The following is an 18,731-nucleotide window of genomic DNA, read 5'->3' as shown; positions in this document are numbered from 1 at the left end:
TCACAGGTCAATTGGAAACAGGGGGCGTCATGGTAAACCTTTCCATCGCCGCAGGCCCCATTCCGTCACTAACAAACCGAGGGCACACAGAAACACGGGCCAATTATGCCAGACCGGGTCGATTCGAGTTTCGGTCAGGGGAATGTTTCGAGTCGGTAAGTCGCGGACGAAGTCGTCCAAGTTGTCGGCCGAAACGACTTCGCCACCGGTCTCACGGGCCACTTGTTCCAACCATGCGCGATTCGGTTTGAGAGTTTGAAATTCCTGGGCTGCCGGCTCGGAAATCCAACCGGTTTCGCGTTGGCCCACATCGCTGGAGTCGCTGGCTTTCACCTGCACTGTCGCCCGATATGCCCCCGGTTGCCGGGAGACGAATGACAGCTGATACTCCCCGGCGAGTGCCGCCATCGGTTCGGCAGCCAGATCGATCGTCTCCTCGTTCGGTGTTTGAACTTTCACGTTGACGGTTGCGTTGTCGAGCGGACGGTAACGTTCGTCGAACGCTTTGATTCGCAACTCGATCGGTTGGCTTGGTGCATTGGTCTTGCGGCGAGTGGAGACTTCAATTCGCTGTGGGACTTCCGCAACGAGCCACCGCATCATCTGTCGCCAGGCTTTTTGCAGATCGGTGTCGGCTTCAGTTTTTCGAGTGAGTTGCCAACGCCATAAATCGCCGACGAGCATCGCGGCCGATCGACCTTGCCCAAACGGTTGCACCACTAATGCGGGGTGAATCGCACCGCTGGCCGACTCCACATGACTCAACACGCTCGCACCGGGTTTGATGGCCGCGACCCGATTGACGGTTCGGAAGGGCGGCATCGAACCGAGACGTTTGCGTTCCTCCGTTTCAGTGGACCGCATCCGCACCCACGGTTCTAACCAACCTTCGCGGGTCAGCACGAGTTTGTAGTTCTCCTCCGGCGATTCGTTGACGCCGCGATCGGCATACACCGGCAACAATTCGCCGATTGGCGTCCGCGCGTACTTCCCTTTGACGAACGACTCCTGTCCGCCAAGCATCAAAAACCCGCCGCCGCGTTGCCGAACGAATTGCTGGATCAGCGATTTCTGGTCCTGCGTGAAGAAGTCGGCTTCCAAGTCGTCCAGAATTAACGCGTGATAGCCGAATAAATCGTCGGCGACTTTCGGGAACCCGTCGCGAAGTTCTTCGGGGTCTTCGATGCCGAGTCGAACTAACACGGGTTCGTCGTATTGTTCGGCGGTTTCTTCATTCTGATCAAATCCGCGAAACAACTGGTTGCTGCCGTTGTCGCGTTCGCGGAACGTGAATTTCGGTTCCTTGTTGGCGATCCGCACCAGTCCCAGCAACTCGATTTCGGGTTCATCATCGAGGGCTCGCCGAAGGAACTTGAACTCCCAATTCGGGCGACCGGTTACATAGAGCACCCGATACGGTCCACCGCTACGATCGACCATGGCGAGTCGTGTGTTGTTGACGAGCGTGGCTTCTTCGCTGTCTTCGGGATTGTCGAATTGCTCCGCTTCGCCCTTCTCGAAAACTCGCACCGTGTAGAACAAGACACCACGCCTGGACGGCTTGATTTGAAACCGCAGGGCGAAGGCGTGGTCGTCTTTCACATTCCGCACGAGTTGCTCTTGCAGAGTTCGCCCGCGTTCATCGAGCAACTGCGCCGTGATTGATTTTCCCGCATAGCCGGAACTAACGATCTCGGCGGCAATCGTGACCGGTGCGGTTTCGAAGTTCGTTTGTGCGGCCGTGACACGGGTGATGCTAATGTCCCGTGGCGATTCGTTATCGCCTTGCAGAACGGGATACACCGGCGGCATGTCGGTGGTCTGGAACGTCTCGGAGAGATCCGTTGCGTTGCCATCGGTGAAGAGCAGAATGCCCGCGGTCGGACGTGTCGAATCCCGACCGGCTACGGATTGCAACGCGGAAGACAACGCGGACTCCGTGCCGTCGAATGCGATTTCCGAAAAATCAGAGACCGATCGCAGTCGATGGGCAACTTCATATCGTCGCAGTTTAAAGTCGGCCGCGAGGTCGGTTTGCCAATCGGTTTCGTTATCGAGATTGGATTTCAGTTGTTCGGCTCGTGTGGTTGGCTGGTCGGGATCGTGAATTGTGAGGCTTTGACTGCTGTCGGCCAAAATCACGAAGCCGTTGGCCCCCGGACGCGGTTTGGTTTCGCTCCGCATCGGCTCGACGAGAATCACCGCCAACAACCCGATTGCCAAAAGTTTCGCCAAGCCGCCGACGATTCGGACCCATCCCGCGACGTGTGTTCGCGTCCATGACCACAGCAACAACACTCCCAACACGACGACTGCGGTGATCGCGAACGGTCGCCATTCGAGGGCACCCCAATAATTTGGAAGTTCTGGCAACACGATTTACTCCTGACCTGTTCCGAGCCGTTCGAAGTACCGTTGCACTTGCTCCGCGTATTGCGTGGGCACGGGGTCGCGGTTGAGTGGAACGAGAGCATCCTTGGCACTCCGGCGAAGCAGTTCTTCCGAAACGCGGTTCTGCAACTCGGCCAGCGGTTCGGCGATGGTCTCGCGGACGACGTCCCAATTCGGCGGCTGCGAATGGCGTTTGAAGTCCTTGCGGATCGCCTTGGCTCGGTCGCGAATACGAGCGGCTTCGGCACGCAGTTCCGGATCGGAGACAATCTCTTCCACGTCTCGCAAACGGTCCGACCAATCGAGAAACCCCTCACCCGTGAGCGGCGCTGGCGGACGGTTGCCACTCGGGTTCAATAACTGGTCCAAGCCACCCATTCCCGCCGGTCCCAAGTTGCGATCATCTCCGCCACGCTCTCCGGGTTGTCCACCGTTCGGTCGTTGACCGGGACGGGGTTGGGATGGTTGCGAACCGTTCGGCTGCGACTCGCCCGATGGTTGCCCACCGTTGCCATTCGCTTGACCGGGTTGTTGTTGCTCAGACGATTGTTGCGAGCGTTGCCCACCGGGGGATTGTTGTCCACTTGGCGATTGTTCGTCATTCGGTTGCCGTTCCTCGTTCGATGATTGACGACCGTCTTGTGATTCCTCATTATTCGGCGACTGCCCACCGCTCGGGGATTGCTGACCGTTCGGCATTGGTTGTTCGGATTCTGGTGAGGAACCGTTTTCGGAAGCGTTTTGTTGTTCGCCTTCGGTTTGGTTTGGGTTTCTCTGACTCCGCGATGACGAGGATTGGCCACTTGGGTTCTGCTGCGAGGACTCGGCATCTTGGTTGTTGGCGTTATTGGATTCTGCATTCTCTCGCGAATTGTTACCGGCTTGATTTTCGACGGCTTGCGGGTCGGCTTCGGCGATTTCGCGGTCTAACTCGCGGGAGAGTTGCCGGAGTTCTTGTTCGGCTCGCTTGAGAGCTTCGGTTTCATCACCAAGCACACTTTCGGCGGCTTTTTCAATGCCTTCCCTGAGACTGGAGATGCCTCGGTCTGCGATCCGTTCTTGCTGTCGAGCGTCTTCCACGAAACCGCGATTGAACGACCGTTCGGCGGATTCGAGAGCCGTCTCGGGATTCTCGCGGCGGGTGTTCCGAATGGTTTCGTAGAGTTCCTCGGCGAGCAGCGGTTCGGTGGTTTCGGCTTGCTCAATGGTTTCTCGCATGCGGTCGAGCAAGTCATTGAGGTCTTGTCGCTGTTGCTGGAGTTGCTCCGCGATTTTCTCACGTTTCGATTCGCCACGGAGTGAATTCGATGGCTGCTTTGGTTGATCCATTTCCTTGAGATTCTCGGCAAGTTCTTGTTCTCGCTGTTCGAGCTTGCGGACTTGCTCCTGCATTTTGCGGACGTCTTCATTGAATTGATTCGCCGTGCGGCGTTGGAATTCGTCCTGCAATTCGCGGAGTTCCTGCTCGGCTCGCGTGCCCTCGGCGGCGGCTTGCGAGACCATGCCCTCCTGCAATGCCTCGGATGATTGCCGAGCGTTCTCGCGGGCTTGCTGAAGTTGTTGCCGCTCTTGGTTCATGCGTTCTTGGTTGCCCGGTTCGGTCATCCGCTGATCGAGTTCCTCCATGTTTCGCAGAATCTGTTGTTGTTCCTCGCGGAGCCGTTTGAGCTGTCGTTCAAGTTCCTCTTTTTCGGCCTGTGTTTGGGCCTCGTCTAAAGCGGATTGCAATTCCTTGACGCGGTCGTTGAGATCGTTCTGTCGTTGGGCGAGTTCCCGCAATCGGTTCAGGACTTGCCGATCCTCCCGCTGTTCCTGCGTCTCCTGCGGCGAGGCGGTTTGCTGCGTTTCGTAGCGGTTTTCGTCGTCGTCCAATTCCAGTTGTTGCAACTGTTGTTGTGAACGGCTGGATGACGAACTCGAACTGCTTTGACTGGACGATTGTTGTTGCTGACTGCGAACAACTTCGTGCTCTCTCGCTCGCAATTTGAGCAATGCCTGATACGCCGACTGAGCGGACGCAAGTGCCGGTTGCAACTTCTCTGGGATGGCCTGCTCGTGGGCTGTACCGAGTTCGACGATTGTCTCCTGCATGTGCTGTTGGACGGCCTCGACATAGGTTTGGGATTGGGCGTCTTGGAGGTTCTCCGCGAGTTCCTTGGTTTGCTCGAGTGCGGAGATTTGCGATTCGAGCACCAAACCTAGATCGTCGGCGAACTTCTTGGTGGGTTGATCACGGGTTTCGCGACGCACGATTTTCCACAGAGCATTAATGATCTGCTTTTGCAGCTCGGCTAACTTTTGTGCTTGCTGCGCGTTACCCCCGTTCTGTTGTTGCTGCTGCTGTTGTTGAGACGCCGTCGGTTGCTGCCCCTGTCGGAAGATTTCCTCGAAGTGCCGCACCTCGGCGAAATACAGGTCGCCCGATGTCCGTCGCCGCTCGCCATCGGGACCGATGTCTTCCGCCCAGAAGTAGTAAGACACCAACTGATCCGGCTCGGCGGCGAGATTTTCGAAGGACAGCACGTGTTCCTTGGCAAGTCGTTCCTTCGCGGGGACATCTTCGGCGAGCACAATTTCCTGGCCCTCGCTGCCGGCCAAGTTGTAGTTGAGACCGAAGCGTTTCAGTCCGTAATCATCCCAAGCGTTCGCCGCCAGATTGAGTTCTTCAATCGGTGAAACCTGCATGTCTTTCGCGGGGAACGTGAGTTTCAAGTCCGGCGGACGGTTCGGTAAGGCTTTCAAGACGAACTCCGCTGGGTCTCGATTTTGTCGGCCCTCACTGTCGGTGAGCTTGAGTTCCAATCGGCGAGAGCGGTCGAGCGTCAATGTGGTTTGCACCGTGGTCGGTTCATCAGGATCGGCGACGAGTACGATGGGTTCTTGACCGTCTTCAATGAGCTGTGTCTCACGCACCGGCTTGTTGAGTCGACAAACAAGCGTAACTTCCGTGCCTTCGATAGCCGATACTCGCCGGACATCTTGAACGAGTTTGTCATCTTGATTCGTGTAACTGGGGAAGTGTAGTTTTGCGTCGGCTTGCTGCAATCTTGGAAACTCGAAGACAGTGACTTGGTACGGATTAGACTCTTGCTTCGCGAACGCGATTTTGTAGGTGAGCGGTCGATCCACCGCCGCGATCCGCCCACCGAACACCGGATCGTCCAAACTTTTTGCGAGTGCAATTTGCCGACTGTTGCCGGTTTCATCTTCGGTCACCAGTGTGGCATCGGGTGGCAGCGGACCGGTGAACCGTGCCAACACGAGCAAACTGCTGCCACGTTCGATATCCGCATCGCCGGGCTCCACAGTGAGTTCATACGGAAGGTTTTCGGTGACTTTGACATCCTCGAAAGCCAAGCCGTCCGGTGTGTTTGCGGACGACCGTTCGACATCGAACAACGCGAGCAACAAGAGAATCCACACAGCCACGCTCAGCCCGTTCACCAAATGAGCGGCCCAAACTCGCCACTTCGGTACACTATCTTTCCAGGAGTGAAGTTCGGAGTGCGTGAGCGCTCGCCGCAGGACGTCTTGTTGCAAGTATCCATACCCGTATTGGCCATTCGCTAGGTTCGGTTGCTGTTCGATCGCCGTCAGCAAGCTGGCATTGAGGTCGGGATACTTCGACTCGATTCGCCAGGCCAACCGCCGGTCGTTGATCGTCATTCGCCAAACGCACAAAGCGTAGATCACCGCGATCACGCACGTGGTGCCGATCAATCCGAACGTGAACCGGCTCGAAACCGGTCCGAGGCAAAGTGCGACCACGGCAACATTCGCCGCGATCAGCCAAATGATCGTGAGACCATGGGAGAGGCGGAGTTGTCGCAGTCGACGAGCGACCGGTTCCAACCGGCGGGCCAATTGACGGTCGATCATGAGATGTCTCCGGAAGAGTTTTTGATCCCACACGAGTCCATTATGGTTGAATGCGGGACGATTGGGGAACCCGTCATTCAGGCTGATCCGTTTTTGGTGAATGTGTGCGACGCGTTCGCCAGGCGGCCAAACCGGTTTCCAGACCGATCAACACCAAAGCTGCCACGATGCACCATTTCCAAAGTTTCTGGCGGTTTTCCAGTTCAATGTTCTGCAACCGACTCAGTCGAGCGTACTCTTCCTCGCGAGTGGTTTGTACGCCGATCGAAACGCCGAGTTGTTCCAGTTGTTCCAAGTCGAACGGAGCGGTTTGGCTCTCCGTGTGCGGCACATTGACCGCGAAGGTCTGCCGACCGGATTCGCTAACGAGTTGGTAAATCCCTGGTGCCGTCGCGGTTTCGATTTCCGTAGCGTCCTTCGGGACGCGAAGTTGTTCGCCGCCAGGAGTTTCGACAAACCGCGTTTCGTTGTTCGGGTTCTCCGGCAGCGTGAGGGTTTGATTGTCGCTTGGGCTGGTTTGCAAAGATGTCGGTTCGACAGACAACGACAGCAACGCCTCCAGCCACGGGACGAATTTTGTGGACAAGGCGAACTGGCTGTGACTCGGTTGCCAACCGCTGGTGAGGACGAACAATCTTCCCTCGCCAACCGTTTGTTCCCACAACGCCGGTCGATAATTGTCGAATCGGGCGATGACGGTCGCGGACGATTCCGTTGGCAAGTCGATCGGCACGGTTTGCCAAAATCGAATGGCGGTGAAATCGCTGTAACGCGGATTCGCGAATGGTCGGAACAGCGGGTGAGAGAAGTCGATTTCACCAAGTAACTGATAATCATCTTCGGTGACCGTCGGGGTTTCCGATTCGGTGACGACCTCGCTCAACAAGGGGCCAAACGATGACACGACTTCGGAGTCTTGCAGAACAACAAGAGCCGTTCCGCCGTCATTGAAATAGCGTTCGAGGGCGGCTTGCTCCGCATCCGTGATTTTCGCGGTCACCAATACGAAGTCAGCGGCGTTCTTTGAAATGAGCAATGGATCGTTCGCGTCGACTTTCGTGATTTCCACGCGACGTTGAGGAGTTTCGGCGAGAGCCGATTCGAAGTAGTACAACAAGCCTTGAGGGTCGTCACTTGCATCGTCACCCAAATAGGCAACGCGGACGTGTTGTTGTTTCGGTGGGACCACGAAGAACGTGTTGTCGAATTCGGCGTGATCTCCGGTAAGCACCAAACGATCGGCGTTCGTGGACTGATCACGCGGTACCGAGAGTACACGGCTCTCACCCGGTGGCACATAGAACTTCACGGTTTGTCCATCGGCAAGCGAATCAGCACTTGCCCAACGCACTCTGAATTGTTCGGTGGTTGAGTCTGACGAATTGTGCACGCGGACTTTTGGCGGAGCGTTCGGTTCGTCCGAATCGGTTCGCGTAAGCAATTGCAGCGACGCATTGGATGGAGTCGGCAGTGTGAGCGACCTGACATCGACTTGGACTTGCTCGGGCCATTCGAACGCTTGGAGGGTTTGCCAGTCGGCTCCCTCTTGGAGATCGCTGATCAACACAATTTGCGGTGCCGAAGGTTCGTCGTCTTTGTCTTCAATTTCAGTTAATTGTTCCGCAACGGTCACCAACGCATCACCCAGCCGCGTCGTCCGCCACGACGGTTCCAGCTTCGCAAGCTCGCCTCGCACAAGTTCGTGGTTGAGTTTCGCGGCGTCTTTGGCTTGCTCATCCGGGAATCCCACAATGCGTTCGGGCGTGCGATCGAACGTCCATAACGCGACCACATCGGCGGGTTCGAGTTCCTCTAGAACTTTCTCCGCTTCGGCGATGGCTTTCGGCCATAACTTACCGCGTTGCATGCTGGCACTGGTATCGACCAGAATCGCGACGTGTCTTCCACGAACATCGTCGGCCGACAGTTCCACTGCGGTCTGCCAAAACGGTCGCGTAAATGCGAGTGCTAACAGCACGATCACCGCGGTCCGCAGCAGCAACAGCAACCAATCATCCAAACGGCTGCGACGGGTCAATCGCGGCGGCGTGGGTTGAAGGAACATCAACGAACTGAATTCCTGCCGACCTTTCGGTGTGCGGCGGATGAGATGGAAGACGATCGGAAACGCGACCGCCGCCGTCCCTGCAAGGAAGGACAGGAACAATACGTTCATGCCGTCGGCCCTCCCGCATTCAAATTCGCCGAGCGAGTCGCCGCCGACCGACTGCGTCGCATCCGCATGTTGAGGAAGTCGAACAACACGTACTCCAACGGCTGCGTGGTGGGTACGGAGATGAGATCGATTCCCAACGTGTCACAAATCTGCTGGAGAGAAGCCGCATGTTCGTGGAAGTTTTTTAAGTACGATTCCCGGACGGCATCGGGGTCGACGTAGATTTCCCGGCCGGATTCGAGATCGTGAAACATCACTGGATCGCGGAAGGAAAACTCGGTCTCGCTGGGATCGAGAACTCGCAGCAGAACGATTTCATGTCCTCGCGAACGCAAGTAGGAAAGACTTTGCCGCAGCGGTTCGACCGGCGTGAGGACATCGGAGATCAATACGACGAGTCCGCGTTTCGAGACCAGATCGGCCATCTGTTCGATGGGAGTGATCAGGTCGGTGTTCTTGCCACCCAAACTGTTTTCCAGACCGAGCATCAAGCGTCGCATGTGACCGGTGCGGAACCGGGCCGGCAGAAATTCGCGGATGGTTTCGTCGAACGTCATTATGCCGACTGCGTCGCGTTGCAACGTCATGAAGTACGCAAGTGTGGCGGCGGCGGTTTTGGCGTACTCGGCTTTGGTGTGGTCGCCGCTCCCAAATCCCATGGAACGACTGAGATCGACCAACAACCAACACCGCAAATTCGTTTCGTCTTCGAAGCGTTTGATGTAGTAGCGATCGCTGCGGGCAAACAATCGCCAATCCAGATAACGCGGATCGTCGCCCGGCGAGTACTGGCGATACTCCGAAAACTCCACCGAAAACCCGTGATACGGACTGCGATGCAAACCAGTCAGAAACCCTTCGACAACCGCCTTCGCACGCAGTTCGAGATTCTTGATCCGCATTAACGCATCCGGATCGGACGCCATCGCCGATCGTGTCGGATTCGGGGTCGTGGGTTCGGAGGTGCTCACATTCATAAATGAAATTTTGCTAGGGTGCTACGGCTCTGTGAGCCGTGTTTTTCGATCGACGCTGACACATTGCACGGCTCACAGAGCCGTAGCACACATGGATTCGGGAACCTCATTGCTTGGGCACTTCGATCGTTTCTAACAGTCGGCTGATCACGTTCTCGACGGAGACACCTTCGGCTTCGGCTCGATAACCGACCAGGACACGATGTCGCAGCGTGGCGTGGGCGAGGGCTTGGATGTCCTCGATTGCGACATGCGTGCGACCGGCGAACAACGCTCGGGCTTTCGCTCCCAAAATGAGATATTGAGCCGCCCGCAGACCCGCTCCCCAACTGACCCAGTTATTGACGAACTCCGGCGTATGCGAACGCCCGGGACGCGTGGCATCGACCAAACGCACCGCGTACCGCACCAAGTCCTCAGCGACCGGGACGCGACGGACAATATCCTGAAACCGGAGGATATCCTCGCCCGTAAAGAGCGGTTCGATCGGCTCGGGTTTCCGCGATGTGGTCTGCGTGACGACGGTGACTTCATCGTCTTCAGGCAGGTAATCGATCTGCACGTTGAACATGAAACGGTCAAGCTGGGCTTCCGGCAGCGGGTACGTGCCTTCCATCTCGATCGGGTTCTGCGTAGCGAGCACGAAAAACGGTTCCTCCAACGGATACCGCACGCCCGCCGCCGTCACTTGGTGTTCCTGCATCGCTTCTAAAAGAGCCGCCTGCGTTTTCGGCGGGGTGCGGTTGATTTCGTCGGCGAGAATCACGTTCGCAAAGATCGGTCCTTTGACGAACTGCAACCGTCGACGACCGTCCTCGGCTTCTTCCAAGATCTCCGTGCCGGTGATGTCGGCAGGCATCAGGTCCGGCGTGAACTGAATCCGCTGGAACTTCAAATGGAAGATCTGAGCGACCGACCGCACGAGCAGCGTCTTTGCTAACCCTGGTGCCCCGGTGATCAAACAGTGACCGCCCGCAAACAAACTGAGCAAGAGTTGCTCCGTCACTTCCCGTTGCCCGATGATGACCTTGGACAACTCGGCTTCAATCCGCTCTCGCCCGCTACGAATTTGCTCGACAGCGGCTTGTTCATCGTCGTAGGATTCGCCAGCGTTCACGATATTTGATCCCGATTCCATTGGCAGCAAATTGACAGTGAATGTGTGCCACAACTCTGTGAGCCGGCACCCGAAGAATGAAACCCCACTGCATGACGTTTGGGTTTGTGAGACCCAACGGTTTTTCTTAGTGCGTCATGGCGTAGGTCACGATGTTGATCCCCAGCGGATACGCCCACTTCTCGGAATACTCGTGGAAGTAACCGGAATCAACACCCTCGCGTTCCCAGCCGTCTCCCAGGTCCGTGTTGTGACAGATGATGGCCATCATTCGGCCGTCGTCGTCGAACAAACCGCGGTAGTGGGCTTCAGTCGCGTCCCACCGTTCCGTGCGGCGACCGCTGAGGTAATGGTTGATACTGGGAATCTGAGGTTTCTCGGTCAGATCGTACACGCAGTGAAAAATTTCATGCTCCAACGGCAACTCTTGGGGTTCGCGATCGGGGAAGACCCGTTTGAGATTCTGATAAAACGTGTCCCATTCGTATTCGCCCCAGAAATCGTCGACCATGAGAAATCCGCCGTTGAGCAGATACCGCCGTAAGCCTTGAACTTCCGGTTCGGTCAGCATCATCTCGCCGGGTTCGATGATGTAAATAAAGGGGTAGTCGAACAGCTCCGGATCATCCAACCGCACGATCTTGCCGTTCGGATCGACTTTGAGTGAGGTCAGTTGTTGCAGTCGGAATGAAAAATTCAGATCGCTATCGGGCCAATCGGTGTCCCACTTTCCGCGACCGGGACGATCCCGGTAGGAGGTGTAGTGGATGCGGGCAAACGTGAAGACATCCTGTTGGAACTCAGTGTCTTTCTCCCAAGTTGGCACGCCATTGCGGTCGATGTCTGCGGGGTCGATTTGCGAAGGATCAACCCGACCGCGACGCCATCCGCGCCCGTATTGAGCCCAGGCGATGCTCCCGATCACAAGCACGATCAGAAAGGTCATGACAGAATTGCGGACACGGTTCATCGTCGGTCCTCGGGGTTGGGGGTCCGATCCTCCGCGATCGCGGGTGGAGGGTCGGTGGAAGTCGGTGTCTCAGTCGGTCCCTCGACAATCGCAAGCAGCAACCGTTGGGCATCCCGGTAACGTGGGGCTTCTTCCAGGGCTTGCAGAACGTGTCGGCGGGCAGAATCGGTTTGGCCGGTGCGTTGAAACAATTTCGCGGTGCGATAAGACAACGCCGCCGGATCGAACGGTTCCATCTCCGCAAGAGCCAACAGACCGGTGAGTGCCCGGTCGTCGTCGCCGCTGCGTTCACCGGCATCGGCCAAATACCGATGCGGGGCCGGGATCAATGGGTTGATGCTCAAGACCCGCTCGGCATGGGACAGGACCGCAGCCCAATCTTTTCGCTCACTCGCCAGTTCCGCCAATCGCAACGAAGCATCCCAGGCATTGTCTTTCAGAGCGATGAAGCGTTCGAGTGTCTTTCGTTCGGCGTCCGTGTTCTCCTGCTCGCGATGCACACGGACCAACATTGCGAGTGCCGCTTCTGAACCGGTGCGTTCGGGGAAGAGTTCTACAGATTGCGTCAGAATTTCTTCCGCGGTCTCCCACTGTTCGCCAGCGACGAGTCGCGTGGCATACCGCTGCAACGCGGCAACGTTTTTCGGATGGTCTTCGACAAACTTCGCTAGCGTTTTCAGATCAGCGGAGCGAGGCAATTCGGGATCGCCAAAATCTGCATCCGGTGCCCAATTCTTAGCGCGATTGCGAGCGTAATCGCTGAAGTCCGCATCAAGGGCCGTCAGCGATCCGGTTGTGCGTTCCAAACATTCATTGATCGGCAGTCCGCGTCCGAGGTCGACGAGAATCTGTTTCAGCGTGTCCAAACCGTGCTGCTCAATGATGTATTCCACCACCAACGACGATTCATAATACGCGAACTGCAAATGAATCGGTGTTTCGGGACGCAGAAAAGCGGCGCTCAATTGGCTGACCGGTGTGAGGTCTTCACCGAGAATCATTTCCCGGTATTGCCGATTCATCGACTCGCCCCATGCGGGGTTTGCTTGGCGTTCCTCATAAACAGAAATGCCCTCACTGAGCCACCGTGGCATGCGGTTGTTGGTTTTCGTCAGCGTGACGACATGACAGAACTCGTGCCACAACACCGACTGCCAATTCGCAGGCGTCGCACCCTGCGAAGCCGGGCTGTTCATCGTGATGACCGACCCGAAACACACGCCGAGAAACCCCGCACCTCCCGGCAAACCAAACGTGCGGATCGCAAAGTCCTGCTGCTTCGGATAGATGTCGACAAACACCGTCTCGGGCAATTCGACATCGTATTTGCTTGCCAACTCGGCTTTCGCTCGGCGGAGCGTCTCCAATACACGCGAACCGTAAATTCGGGATTCGCGGGCATCCATCCGGACGAGGAAACCATCGGACTTCAAGATCGCGAAATCATCAAGATGGTCATGCAATATCGAAAGATTATGAGCAACAACGCTGTAGCCATCCCGCTCGAAAACTTCGCTGGCAAGTTTCCAACCTTCGTCTTCTTGGCCGAGTCGCAGCAAATCCTGCGATAGCTGCATTTTCGCGGGCAGGTAATACGGATCGAACTCCAATGCCTGCCGTTGACGCTTCGCACCCTCGGCAAACCGGTATTTCTGCGAGAGTTTCTTGCCGATGAGGTAATCGACTTCCGGATTCGTCGGCCAGGTAGACAGCGCGCGTTCGCGAGCGGCTTGCTCCTCGTCGGGTTCGTTTTCCAAATGAGCCAACACCGCCCGGTACGCCCACAATTTCGGATGCAACGGATTGACCGTTTCGATCTCCGCAAGGGTTTTGTGAGCGGTCTCGTAGCGTTCGGCGTCGACTTGATCATCCACGAGTGACAGCAAACTCGGCACATGCCTGGGGTTCCGTTCCAATGCTTGTTGCAGAGCCGTTTGGGCTTTTTCGGCATCACTCGGGGCGTATGCCTGAGACAATCCAAACGCAATTCGTGGATCGTCTTCATCCAACTTCCGGGCTTTTTCAAACTCTGTGGCGGCGAGTCCGTAGTCGTGCTTGGCTAGCGCCAACTCCCCGCTGGCGATGAACGCATCCGGCAAGTTCGGCTGATCTTTCTTGATCTGATCAAAAATGCTTTGCAGCACTTCCTTCGCATCGGCCCCCTGCTCCAACAGGAACTCAGCCAGCACCAACCGATCCGCCACATTGCGATACCGCCACGACGCCTGTTGAACTTTCTCGATCAATTCCACGACCATCCGCTCGGCATCGTCGGGCTTCGCGTTGTAACGGTAGACATCTCGCCCCAACCATCGCAGTCGAATGCTATGCGGATAACGTTCCAAAGCCGCCGTCAACGATTCCAATGCAGGGGCGTATTGCCCGATTGCCAATTGGGCTTCGATCCGGAGTGTTCGCCAACTTTCCGAGAAATCTCGGTCTTCGATGGCTTCCCCGGTCAGTGCGATACATTCTGCGTACTGCCCGGTTTCGAAAAACTCTTGAGCTTTAGAAAGGTCCGCCGCGATTGCCGTCGGCGCAATAAAAAACGACCCCAGAAGGGTCGTGAGCAGAAGTTTGGGAAGAAAGACGGTCAGCGGTCCGGCATCGGTTCGAGCGGATATTGAGTTCAGTCGCCGACACAGTTGAGTCGCAAGTTCCAAAGGCATGGTCTCCGTTCCGGATCAAAGAACGTCATCTCTGGACAGACCAACAACCGTCTATCGTACGAACCCGAAACGAATAGGCAATAGCCAAACTGAGAATGGAGTTTGCGGGTTCTCAAGTGGTTCGCTCTCCCGAAGTCTTGTGATTGACAAGCAACTTCTAGTGAAAGGCGTTTCCCATTGCTAACTGTATTCACAATCGTCATGTCGTAAGAACCGTGGTATTCGTGAATACTTAGTGTCCGATCAAGAGTACTGCGACGAACAATTCAATAAATCCAAGAAAAATTGTTTACAAGTAAACAAAGATTGGTACACTGAATTCACTTTTCGGATCGAAATTCTTTGGATCCGTGTTACACATCGTACAGTTAGTCTCAAACTAACGCTTCTTTTCTGTCGGAGGTCGAGATGCGGCACACTTCATCCCGTCGCGGTTTTACGTTGATTGAATTGCTGGTTGTTATCGCAATCATCGCAATTCTGATTGCTCTTCTTCTGCCCGCTGTGCAGCAGGCTCGTGAAGCGGCCCGACGTACGCAATGCAAGAACAACATGAAGCAGTTGGGGATCGCGTTACATAACTACCACGACACACATAATGCTTTTCCCTACTCTGTATCCGCAAGTTCGTCATTTACAAGTGGTACGGCAGCGGTCAATACGGGCGGCGGTGAGTTCCACAAGAATCATCGCGGATGGTTGCTGCTCCTGCCGTTTATTGAACAAGGCAACCTCGCGGAGCAATTCGACTTCAACTTAGCGGCCTCGACAGCTCGTAACGGATCATCAGTGCCCGGTGGGTTGGAACCAGGTCAGTCTGGAAATGCGAACGATATCGTTGTCGGAACCTCACTGGATGCATTTTTGTGTCCATCGGATGCGGGACCAACACACTACACCGGCACGAGTTCGGCTTATTACATCTCCGGCTCACAAAATGCAGAAGGTGGTGCCTACACGAACTACGATTTCAGTGTCCGTCGGGTTTCCAGTTGGGCGAACAAATGGAAAGACGAATCGCAGGGAACACGTCGACTGTTTGGGCCAGATACGTCCTCGAAGTTACGAGACATTGTCGATGGAACAAGCAACACGGTTGCGGTCTGCGAAACGCTGCGTGACGTCTGGAACGGAACCGGTCAGACATGGGGCTACTCAAAATGGGTCGGTGCTGGTGTCGACCTGACTTACAGTCGCGGAATCAACTTCACGGTTTGCTGTTCATGGGACAGCCCGCCATTCCAACGACCCGGCGCACGGGCTAGCCGACTCGGAGACTGGAGCACCGTTGGCAGTCTGCATCCTGGTGGAGCACAAGTTCTTCTCGCCGATGGGGCCGTGCGATTTGTGTCGGAAACGATTGACCCCTCAACGCGGAACAATCTCGCCTACATCGCAGACGGACAGGTCCTCGGCGACTATTAAAGATCACTCCTTTAAGGGCTGACGTAGATTGTTATTGACTCGTTACCGGCGACTTCAAAGTCGTCGGTAATTTTTAGCGATTGTGTTTCTTTGGGTTGGCGTTCCCTGTCGAAAAAACTGAAAGCGAATTGAGATGTCTGAATTGGGCCGATTCGGTGTAGCTGTCATCATTTCTGTAATGATGTCAGGCTGCGGGGGTAGTGCGGGAGAAGATTACGAAGTTGTTCCGGTCTCCGGAAAAATTACTGTCAACGGAGAACCGGCCGAAGGAATCAGCGTCGCTTTTTTTCCAGTTGAGGGGACTCCTGGTACTGGAGGGTTTGCGACCACCGATGCATCCGGAGCCTATCAATTGCAGACCCGGCAGGGTCGGGACGGGACAGCCCCCGGTCAGTATCGAGTCTTGTTTACTCAAATCCTGATGCCGGATGGTTCACCCGTTCCGAAAGATGAAATGGCCACCGATGTCGGAGCCGTCAACCAACTTCCGGAACACTTCAATGATCCATACAACACTCCGATCGGAGCGACGGTGGAAAAAGATGGTGATAATGGAAGCCATAACTTTGACTTGAAGGTTCGACGATAGTCGGCACTTTGGTCACAAGCGACCTAGCGAACCTGCTTGGGGGCGATTTCGCCCCTATTTTTTCGTTTGGCTCCAGGCATCGTGCAGGGCTTTCAGCTCTTTCACCGTGTTCGGGTTCTTCCGAGCAAGGTTTTCCATCTCCGACTTGTCTTGATTGACGTTCGAGAGAAAGAGTTTGTCCTCTTTGCCGAGTGGGCCCCTGTTGGAGGTGTCGCGGGGGTTGGCGATGAGTTTCCAGTCGCCGTGGCGGACCGCCCAACTGTTACCAAACGTCCAATGCAATGTGTCGTGCGGTGTACTTACTTCGGCGGACACAACGACAGGCACGAGACTTTGGCCATCAATATTTTGAGGCGTCCTCACATCGCACAGTTCCGCGACCGTCGGTAGCCAATCACAACTGTGGGCGAGTTGATTCCGAACTTCGCCTTCGGGCAGATGGCCCGGCCAAGAAATGATTGCCGGCACACGAATACCGCCTTCGAACAAACTGAATTTCGCACCACGATACGGTCCTGCGTTGCCACCGCCGTTATGGGCACGTGATTCGGTCGAGTGTCCATGATCGGATTGGAACACGATAATCGTGTCGTTTGTCAGTCCGAGTTTGTCGACGTGATCCAACAATCGGCCGATGCGAGAATCCAACGTGGAAACGAACGCATTGTATAAGTTACGGGGGTATGGCACCTCTTTGTAGGTCTCGAGCCACTCCGGTTCACCCTGATACGGGTAATGCGGCGTGTTCATCGCGAAGTATATGAAGAACGGTTTTTCGCGATTCGTGCTGATGAACTCCGACGCTTCTGTGACCATCATGTCTGGGAAGAACTGTCCCGGTTCCCGAATGCGTTCATTGTTTCGCCAGAGATCATGCCGATTCGGGCCGCTCCAGTAGAAGAAGTGAGTGAAGTTGTCGATGCAACCGCCCATGTGTCCGAACGAGTAGTCAAAACCCTGGTCGAGCGGACGCTCACCGTTGCGAATGTTCAAATGCCATTTGCCGATATGAGCAGTCGCATAACCAGCGGCATGGAACATTTCCGCCATCGTGGTTTGTTTCGCCCAGACGCTTTTCGGCGTTTCCATATCGGACAGTTCGTTGACGCCTTCGTTAGGAGGCCCGCCGGCGTTTCCTGGCATTCCGGCGAGAATCGGATAGCGACCGGTTAGCAATCCAGCGCGACTCGGCGAACATACAGGAGCAGCTGCATAGAACTGGGTGAATCGCACCCCGCGTTTGGCGAGCCGATCAATGCTCGGCGTTTGTAGGTCTGTGGCTCCATAACAACCAGCATCGAGTGTGCCTTGGTCGTCGGTCAGAATCACAATGACATTCGGGCGAGTGTCCGTTCTGGTATTGATGGGGTCGGCTCCGAAGACGACCCTGCCGAAACCGGACAGGACTGCGATCGTGACAAACGCAAATCGAAGCATTGATGGGTCCTTCAAAAGACTTTCGGTGTGGGAATGTCACCCTACCGGTCTCTATGAGGTCCAACAAGTCTCCGCATCATTAGCGTTATGTAGAACACACGCGAGCGTGCGGTTGCATCAATCGGTTATGCGTCTTCGAGCACATATTGAACGGCGGCTCGCACTAAGCGGTTAGCATTGGGAAGGTTGAGCTTCTCTTTGATCTTCTCCCGATAACTCTCGACCGTCTTCGGACTGAGTTCCAGGTCGCTGGCGACTTCTTTCGTCGTCAACCCTTTGCCGATCAATTCAAAAACCGCCAGCTCCCGGTCGGTCAGTGTATCCATTGGGGATTGATACTCATCCTGTTGGCCGGCAATGAGCCGATTCAGGATGCGTTCGGTCATCTTGGGGCTAAGGAAGATTTTCCCTTCCAAGACTCGGTGAATCGCTTCCACGAGTCGTTCACCGGTCTCACCTTTGTTGAGGTATCCCGATGCACCCGCATGCAGAGCCCGTTCGGCGTAGAGTTCATCGTCGTGGGCGGAAACGACGAGCGACTTCATCGGCGATGGCGAACTCGCATCGGATTGCTCGTTCCATGCCCGGATTTGCTTGCAGATTTCCAGCCCGTGACCATTGCGTAGCGAGATATCAACCACGACTAAGTCCGGGTTGAGTTGGGTGATTTTCTGAGTGGCTTCCATTTCCGTGGCCGCTTCGCCACAAATTTCTAAACTGGGATCGTTGCCCAAGATTTGTCGGTATCCTTGCCGGACAATCTCGTGATCATCAACGATCAGCACTCGGGAAACGGATGGCTGTGAAGAATCCAAAGAACTCGATCGCGTGGTCATTCCCATATACTCGAAGTTTCTGTAATGAGTTGCGTTCGGTGAAGCCCCAGTGAATCGAAAGAACTCATTCTCTTGACAACCGGTTAGTGATGTGAAACCGGTTGGTTTGTGCCTGATAAGAAAACTTGGGCACCCATTCCCCTGACAATTACAGGGATATGGCTCCCTTTTGGTGAAGCTTTGGTCAACATCATACCAGTTGTTGGCCGTTTGGAAAAGCAGCGAACATATTGCTTTTCAATCAAAAAATACGAGACGGGTCTTG

At 55.5% G+C, this 18,731-nt stretch carries 11 protein-coding genes; 2 read left to right on the top strand and 9 right to left on the bottom strand.

All coding sequences use genetic code 11. The features are described 5' to 3' along the window. Nucleotides 1-27 precede the first annotated feature (27 nt). From G6R38_RS19580 to G6R38_RS19550, 7 genes are all read right to left on the bottom strand, one after another. Nucleotides 28-2,376, bottom strand: coding sequence for a glutamine amidotransferase (locus G6R38_RS19580; protein ID WP_166830231.1), 2,349 nt, complete (start codon nucleotides 2,374-2,376; stop codon nucleotides 28-30). A gap of 3 nt (nucleotides 2,377-2,379) precedes the next feature. Continuing rightward, nucleotides 2,380-6,270, bottom strand: coding sequence for a DUF4175 family protein (locus G6R38_RS19575; RefSeq protein ID WP_166830229.1), 3,891 nt, complete (start codon nucleotides 6,268-6,270; stop codon nucleotides 2,380-2,382). Between the two features lie 73 nt (nucleotides 6,271-6,343). Beyond that, nucleotides 6,344-8,446: a BatA domain-containing protein gene (locus G6R38_RS19570; protein ID WP_166830227.1), complete on the bottom strand. Its 2,103-nt coding sequence runs from the start codon at nucleotides 8,444-8,446 to the stop codon at nucleotides 6,344-6,346. Further along, on the bottom strand, nucleotides 8,443-9,423 hold the full coding sequence (locus G6R38_RS19565) for a DUF58 domain-containing protein (protein ID WP_166830225.1): 981 nt from the start codon (nucleotides 9,421-9,423) through the stop codon (nucleotides 8,443-8,445). The genes G6R38_RS19570 and G6R38_RS19565 overlap by 4 nt, the downstream gene beginning before the upstream one ends. A gap of 106 nt (nucleotides 9,424-9,529) precedes the next feature. After that, a complete protein-coding gene (locus tag G6R38_RS19560; RefSeq protein ID WP_166830223.1) occupies nucleotides 9,530-10,561 on the bottom strand; it encodes an AAA family ATPase in 1,032 nt (343 codons plus the stop codon). Between the two features lie 106 nt (nucleotides 10,562-10,667). Further along, nucleotides 10,668-11,510, bottom strand: coding sequence for a DUF4159 domain-containing protein (locus tag G6R38_RS19555; protein WP_206028645.1), 843 nt, complete (start codon nucleotides 11,508-11,510; stop codon nucleotides 10,668-10,670). Then, nucleotides 11,507-14,179 carry a tetratricopeptide repeat protein gene (locus tag G6R38_RS19550; protein WP_206028644.1) on the bottom strand — a complete coding sequence of 891 codons (2,673 nt, stop codon included), beginning with the start codon at nucleotides 14,177-14,179 and terminating at the stop codon, nucleotides 11,507-11,509. The genes G6R38_RS19555 and G6R38_RS19550 overlap by 4 nt, the downstream gene beginning before the upstream one ends. Before the next feature lie 408 nt (nucleotides 14,180-14,587). Between G6R38_RS19550 and G6R38_RS19545 the strand changes: the two genes are divergently transcribed. Both G6R38_RS19545 and G6R38_RS19540 read left to right on the top strand, forming a co-directional pair. Continuing rightward, nucleotides 14,588-15,604: a DUF1559 domain-containing protein gene (locus G6R38_RS19545; protein ID WP_166830221.1), complete on the top strand. Its 1,017-nt coding sequence runs from the start codon at nucleotides 14,588-14,590 to the stop codon at nucleotides 15,602-15,604. A 133-nt stretch (nucleotides 15,605-15,737) separates the two neighbouring features. Then, the gene (locus G6R38_RS19540) at nucleotides 15,738-16,193 is read left to right on the top strand and encodes a hypothetical protein (protein ID WP_166830219.1); all 456 of its coding nucleotides are present in this window, start codon (nucleotides 15,738-15,740) and stop codon (nucleotides 16,191-16,193) included. A gap of 54 nt (nucleotides 16,194-16,247) precedes the next feature. On the opposite strand, the gene G6R38_RS19535 is transcribed toward G6R38_RS19540, so the two are convergent. Both G6R38_RS19535 and G6R38_RS19530 read right to left on the bottom strand, forming a co-directional pair. Continuing rightward, a complete protein-coding gene (locus tag G6R38_RS19535; protein WP_166830217.1) occupies nucleotides 16,248-17,630 on the bottom strand; it encodes a sulfatase-like hydrolase/transferase in 1,383 nt (460 codons plus the stop codon). Nucleotides 17,631-17,755: 125 nt separating this feature from the next. Next, a complete protein-coding gene (locus tag G6R38_RS19530) occupies nucleotides 17,756-18,466 on the bottom strand; it encodes a response regulator transcription factor (RefSeq protein ID WP_166830215.1) in 711 nt (236 codons plus the stop codon). Between the last annotated feature and the right edge of the window lie 265 nt (nucleotides 18,467-18,731).

The organism is Thalassoroseus pseudoceratinae (assembly GCF_011634775.1).
Taxonomy (GTDB): Bacteria; Planctomycetota; Planctomycetia; order Planctomycetales; family Planctomycetaceae; genus Thalassoroseus; species Thalassoroseus pseudoceratinae.
The sequence above is the reverse complement of the archived record's forward strand: the minus strand, read 5'-3'. Positions and strand labels throughout refer to the sequence as shown.

Coding starts and splice junctions, on each gene's coding strand:
- G6R38_RS19575 (WP_166830229.1), bottom strand. CDS start 6,270: ATGATCGACCGTCAATTGGCCCGCCGGTTGGAACCGGTCGCTCGTCGA.
- G6R38_RS19570 (WP_166830227.1), bottom strand. CDS start 8,446: ATGAACGTATTGTTCCTGTCCTTCCTTGCAGGGACGGCGGCGGTCGCG.
- G6R38_RS19565 (WP_166830225.1), bottom strand. CDS start 9,423: ATGAATGTGAGCACCTCCGAACCCACGACCCCGAATCCGACACGATCG.
- G6R38_RS19560 (WP_166830223.1), bottom strand. CDS start 10,561: ATGGAATCGGGATCAAATATCGTGAACGCTGGCGAATCCTACGACGAT.
- G6R38_RS19555 (WP_206028645.1), bottom strand. CDS start 11,510: ATGAACCGTGTCCGCAATTCTGTCATGACCTTTCTGATCGTGCTTGTG.
- G6R38_RS19550 (WP_206028644.1), bottom strand. CDS start 14,179: ATGCCTTTGGAACTTGCGACTCAACTGTGTCGGCGACTGAACTCAATA.
- G6R38_RS19545 (WP_166830221.1), top strand. CDS start 14,588: ATGCGGCACACTTCATCCCGTCGCGGTTTTACGTTGATTGAATTGCTG.
- G6R38_RS19540 (WP_166830219.1), top strand. CDS start 15,738: ATGTCTGAATTGGGCCGATTCGGTGTAGCTGTCATCATTTCTGTAATG.
- G6R38_RS19535 (WP_166830217.1), bottom strand. CDS start 17,630: ATGCTTCGATTTGCGTTTGTCACGATCGCAGTCCTGTCCGGTTTCGGC.
- G6R38_RS19530 (WP_166830215.1), bottom strand. CDS start 18,466: ATGACCACGCGATCGAGTTCTTTGGATTCTTCACAGCCATCCGTTTCC.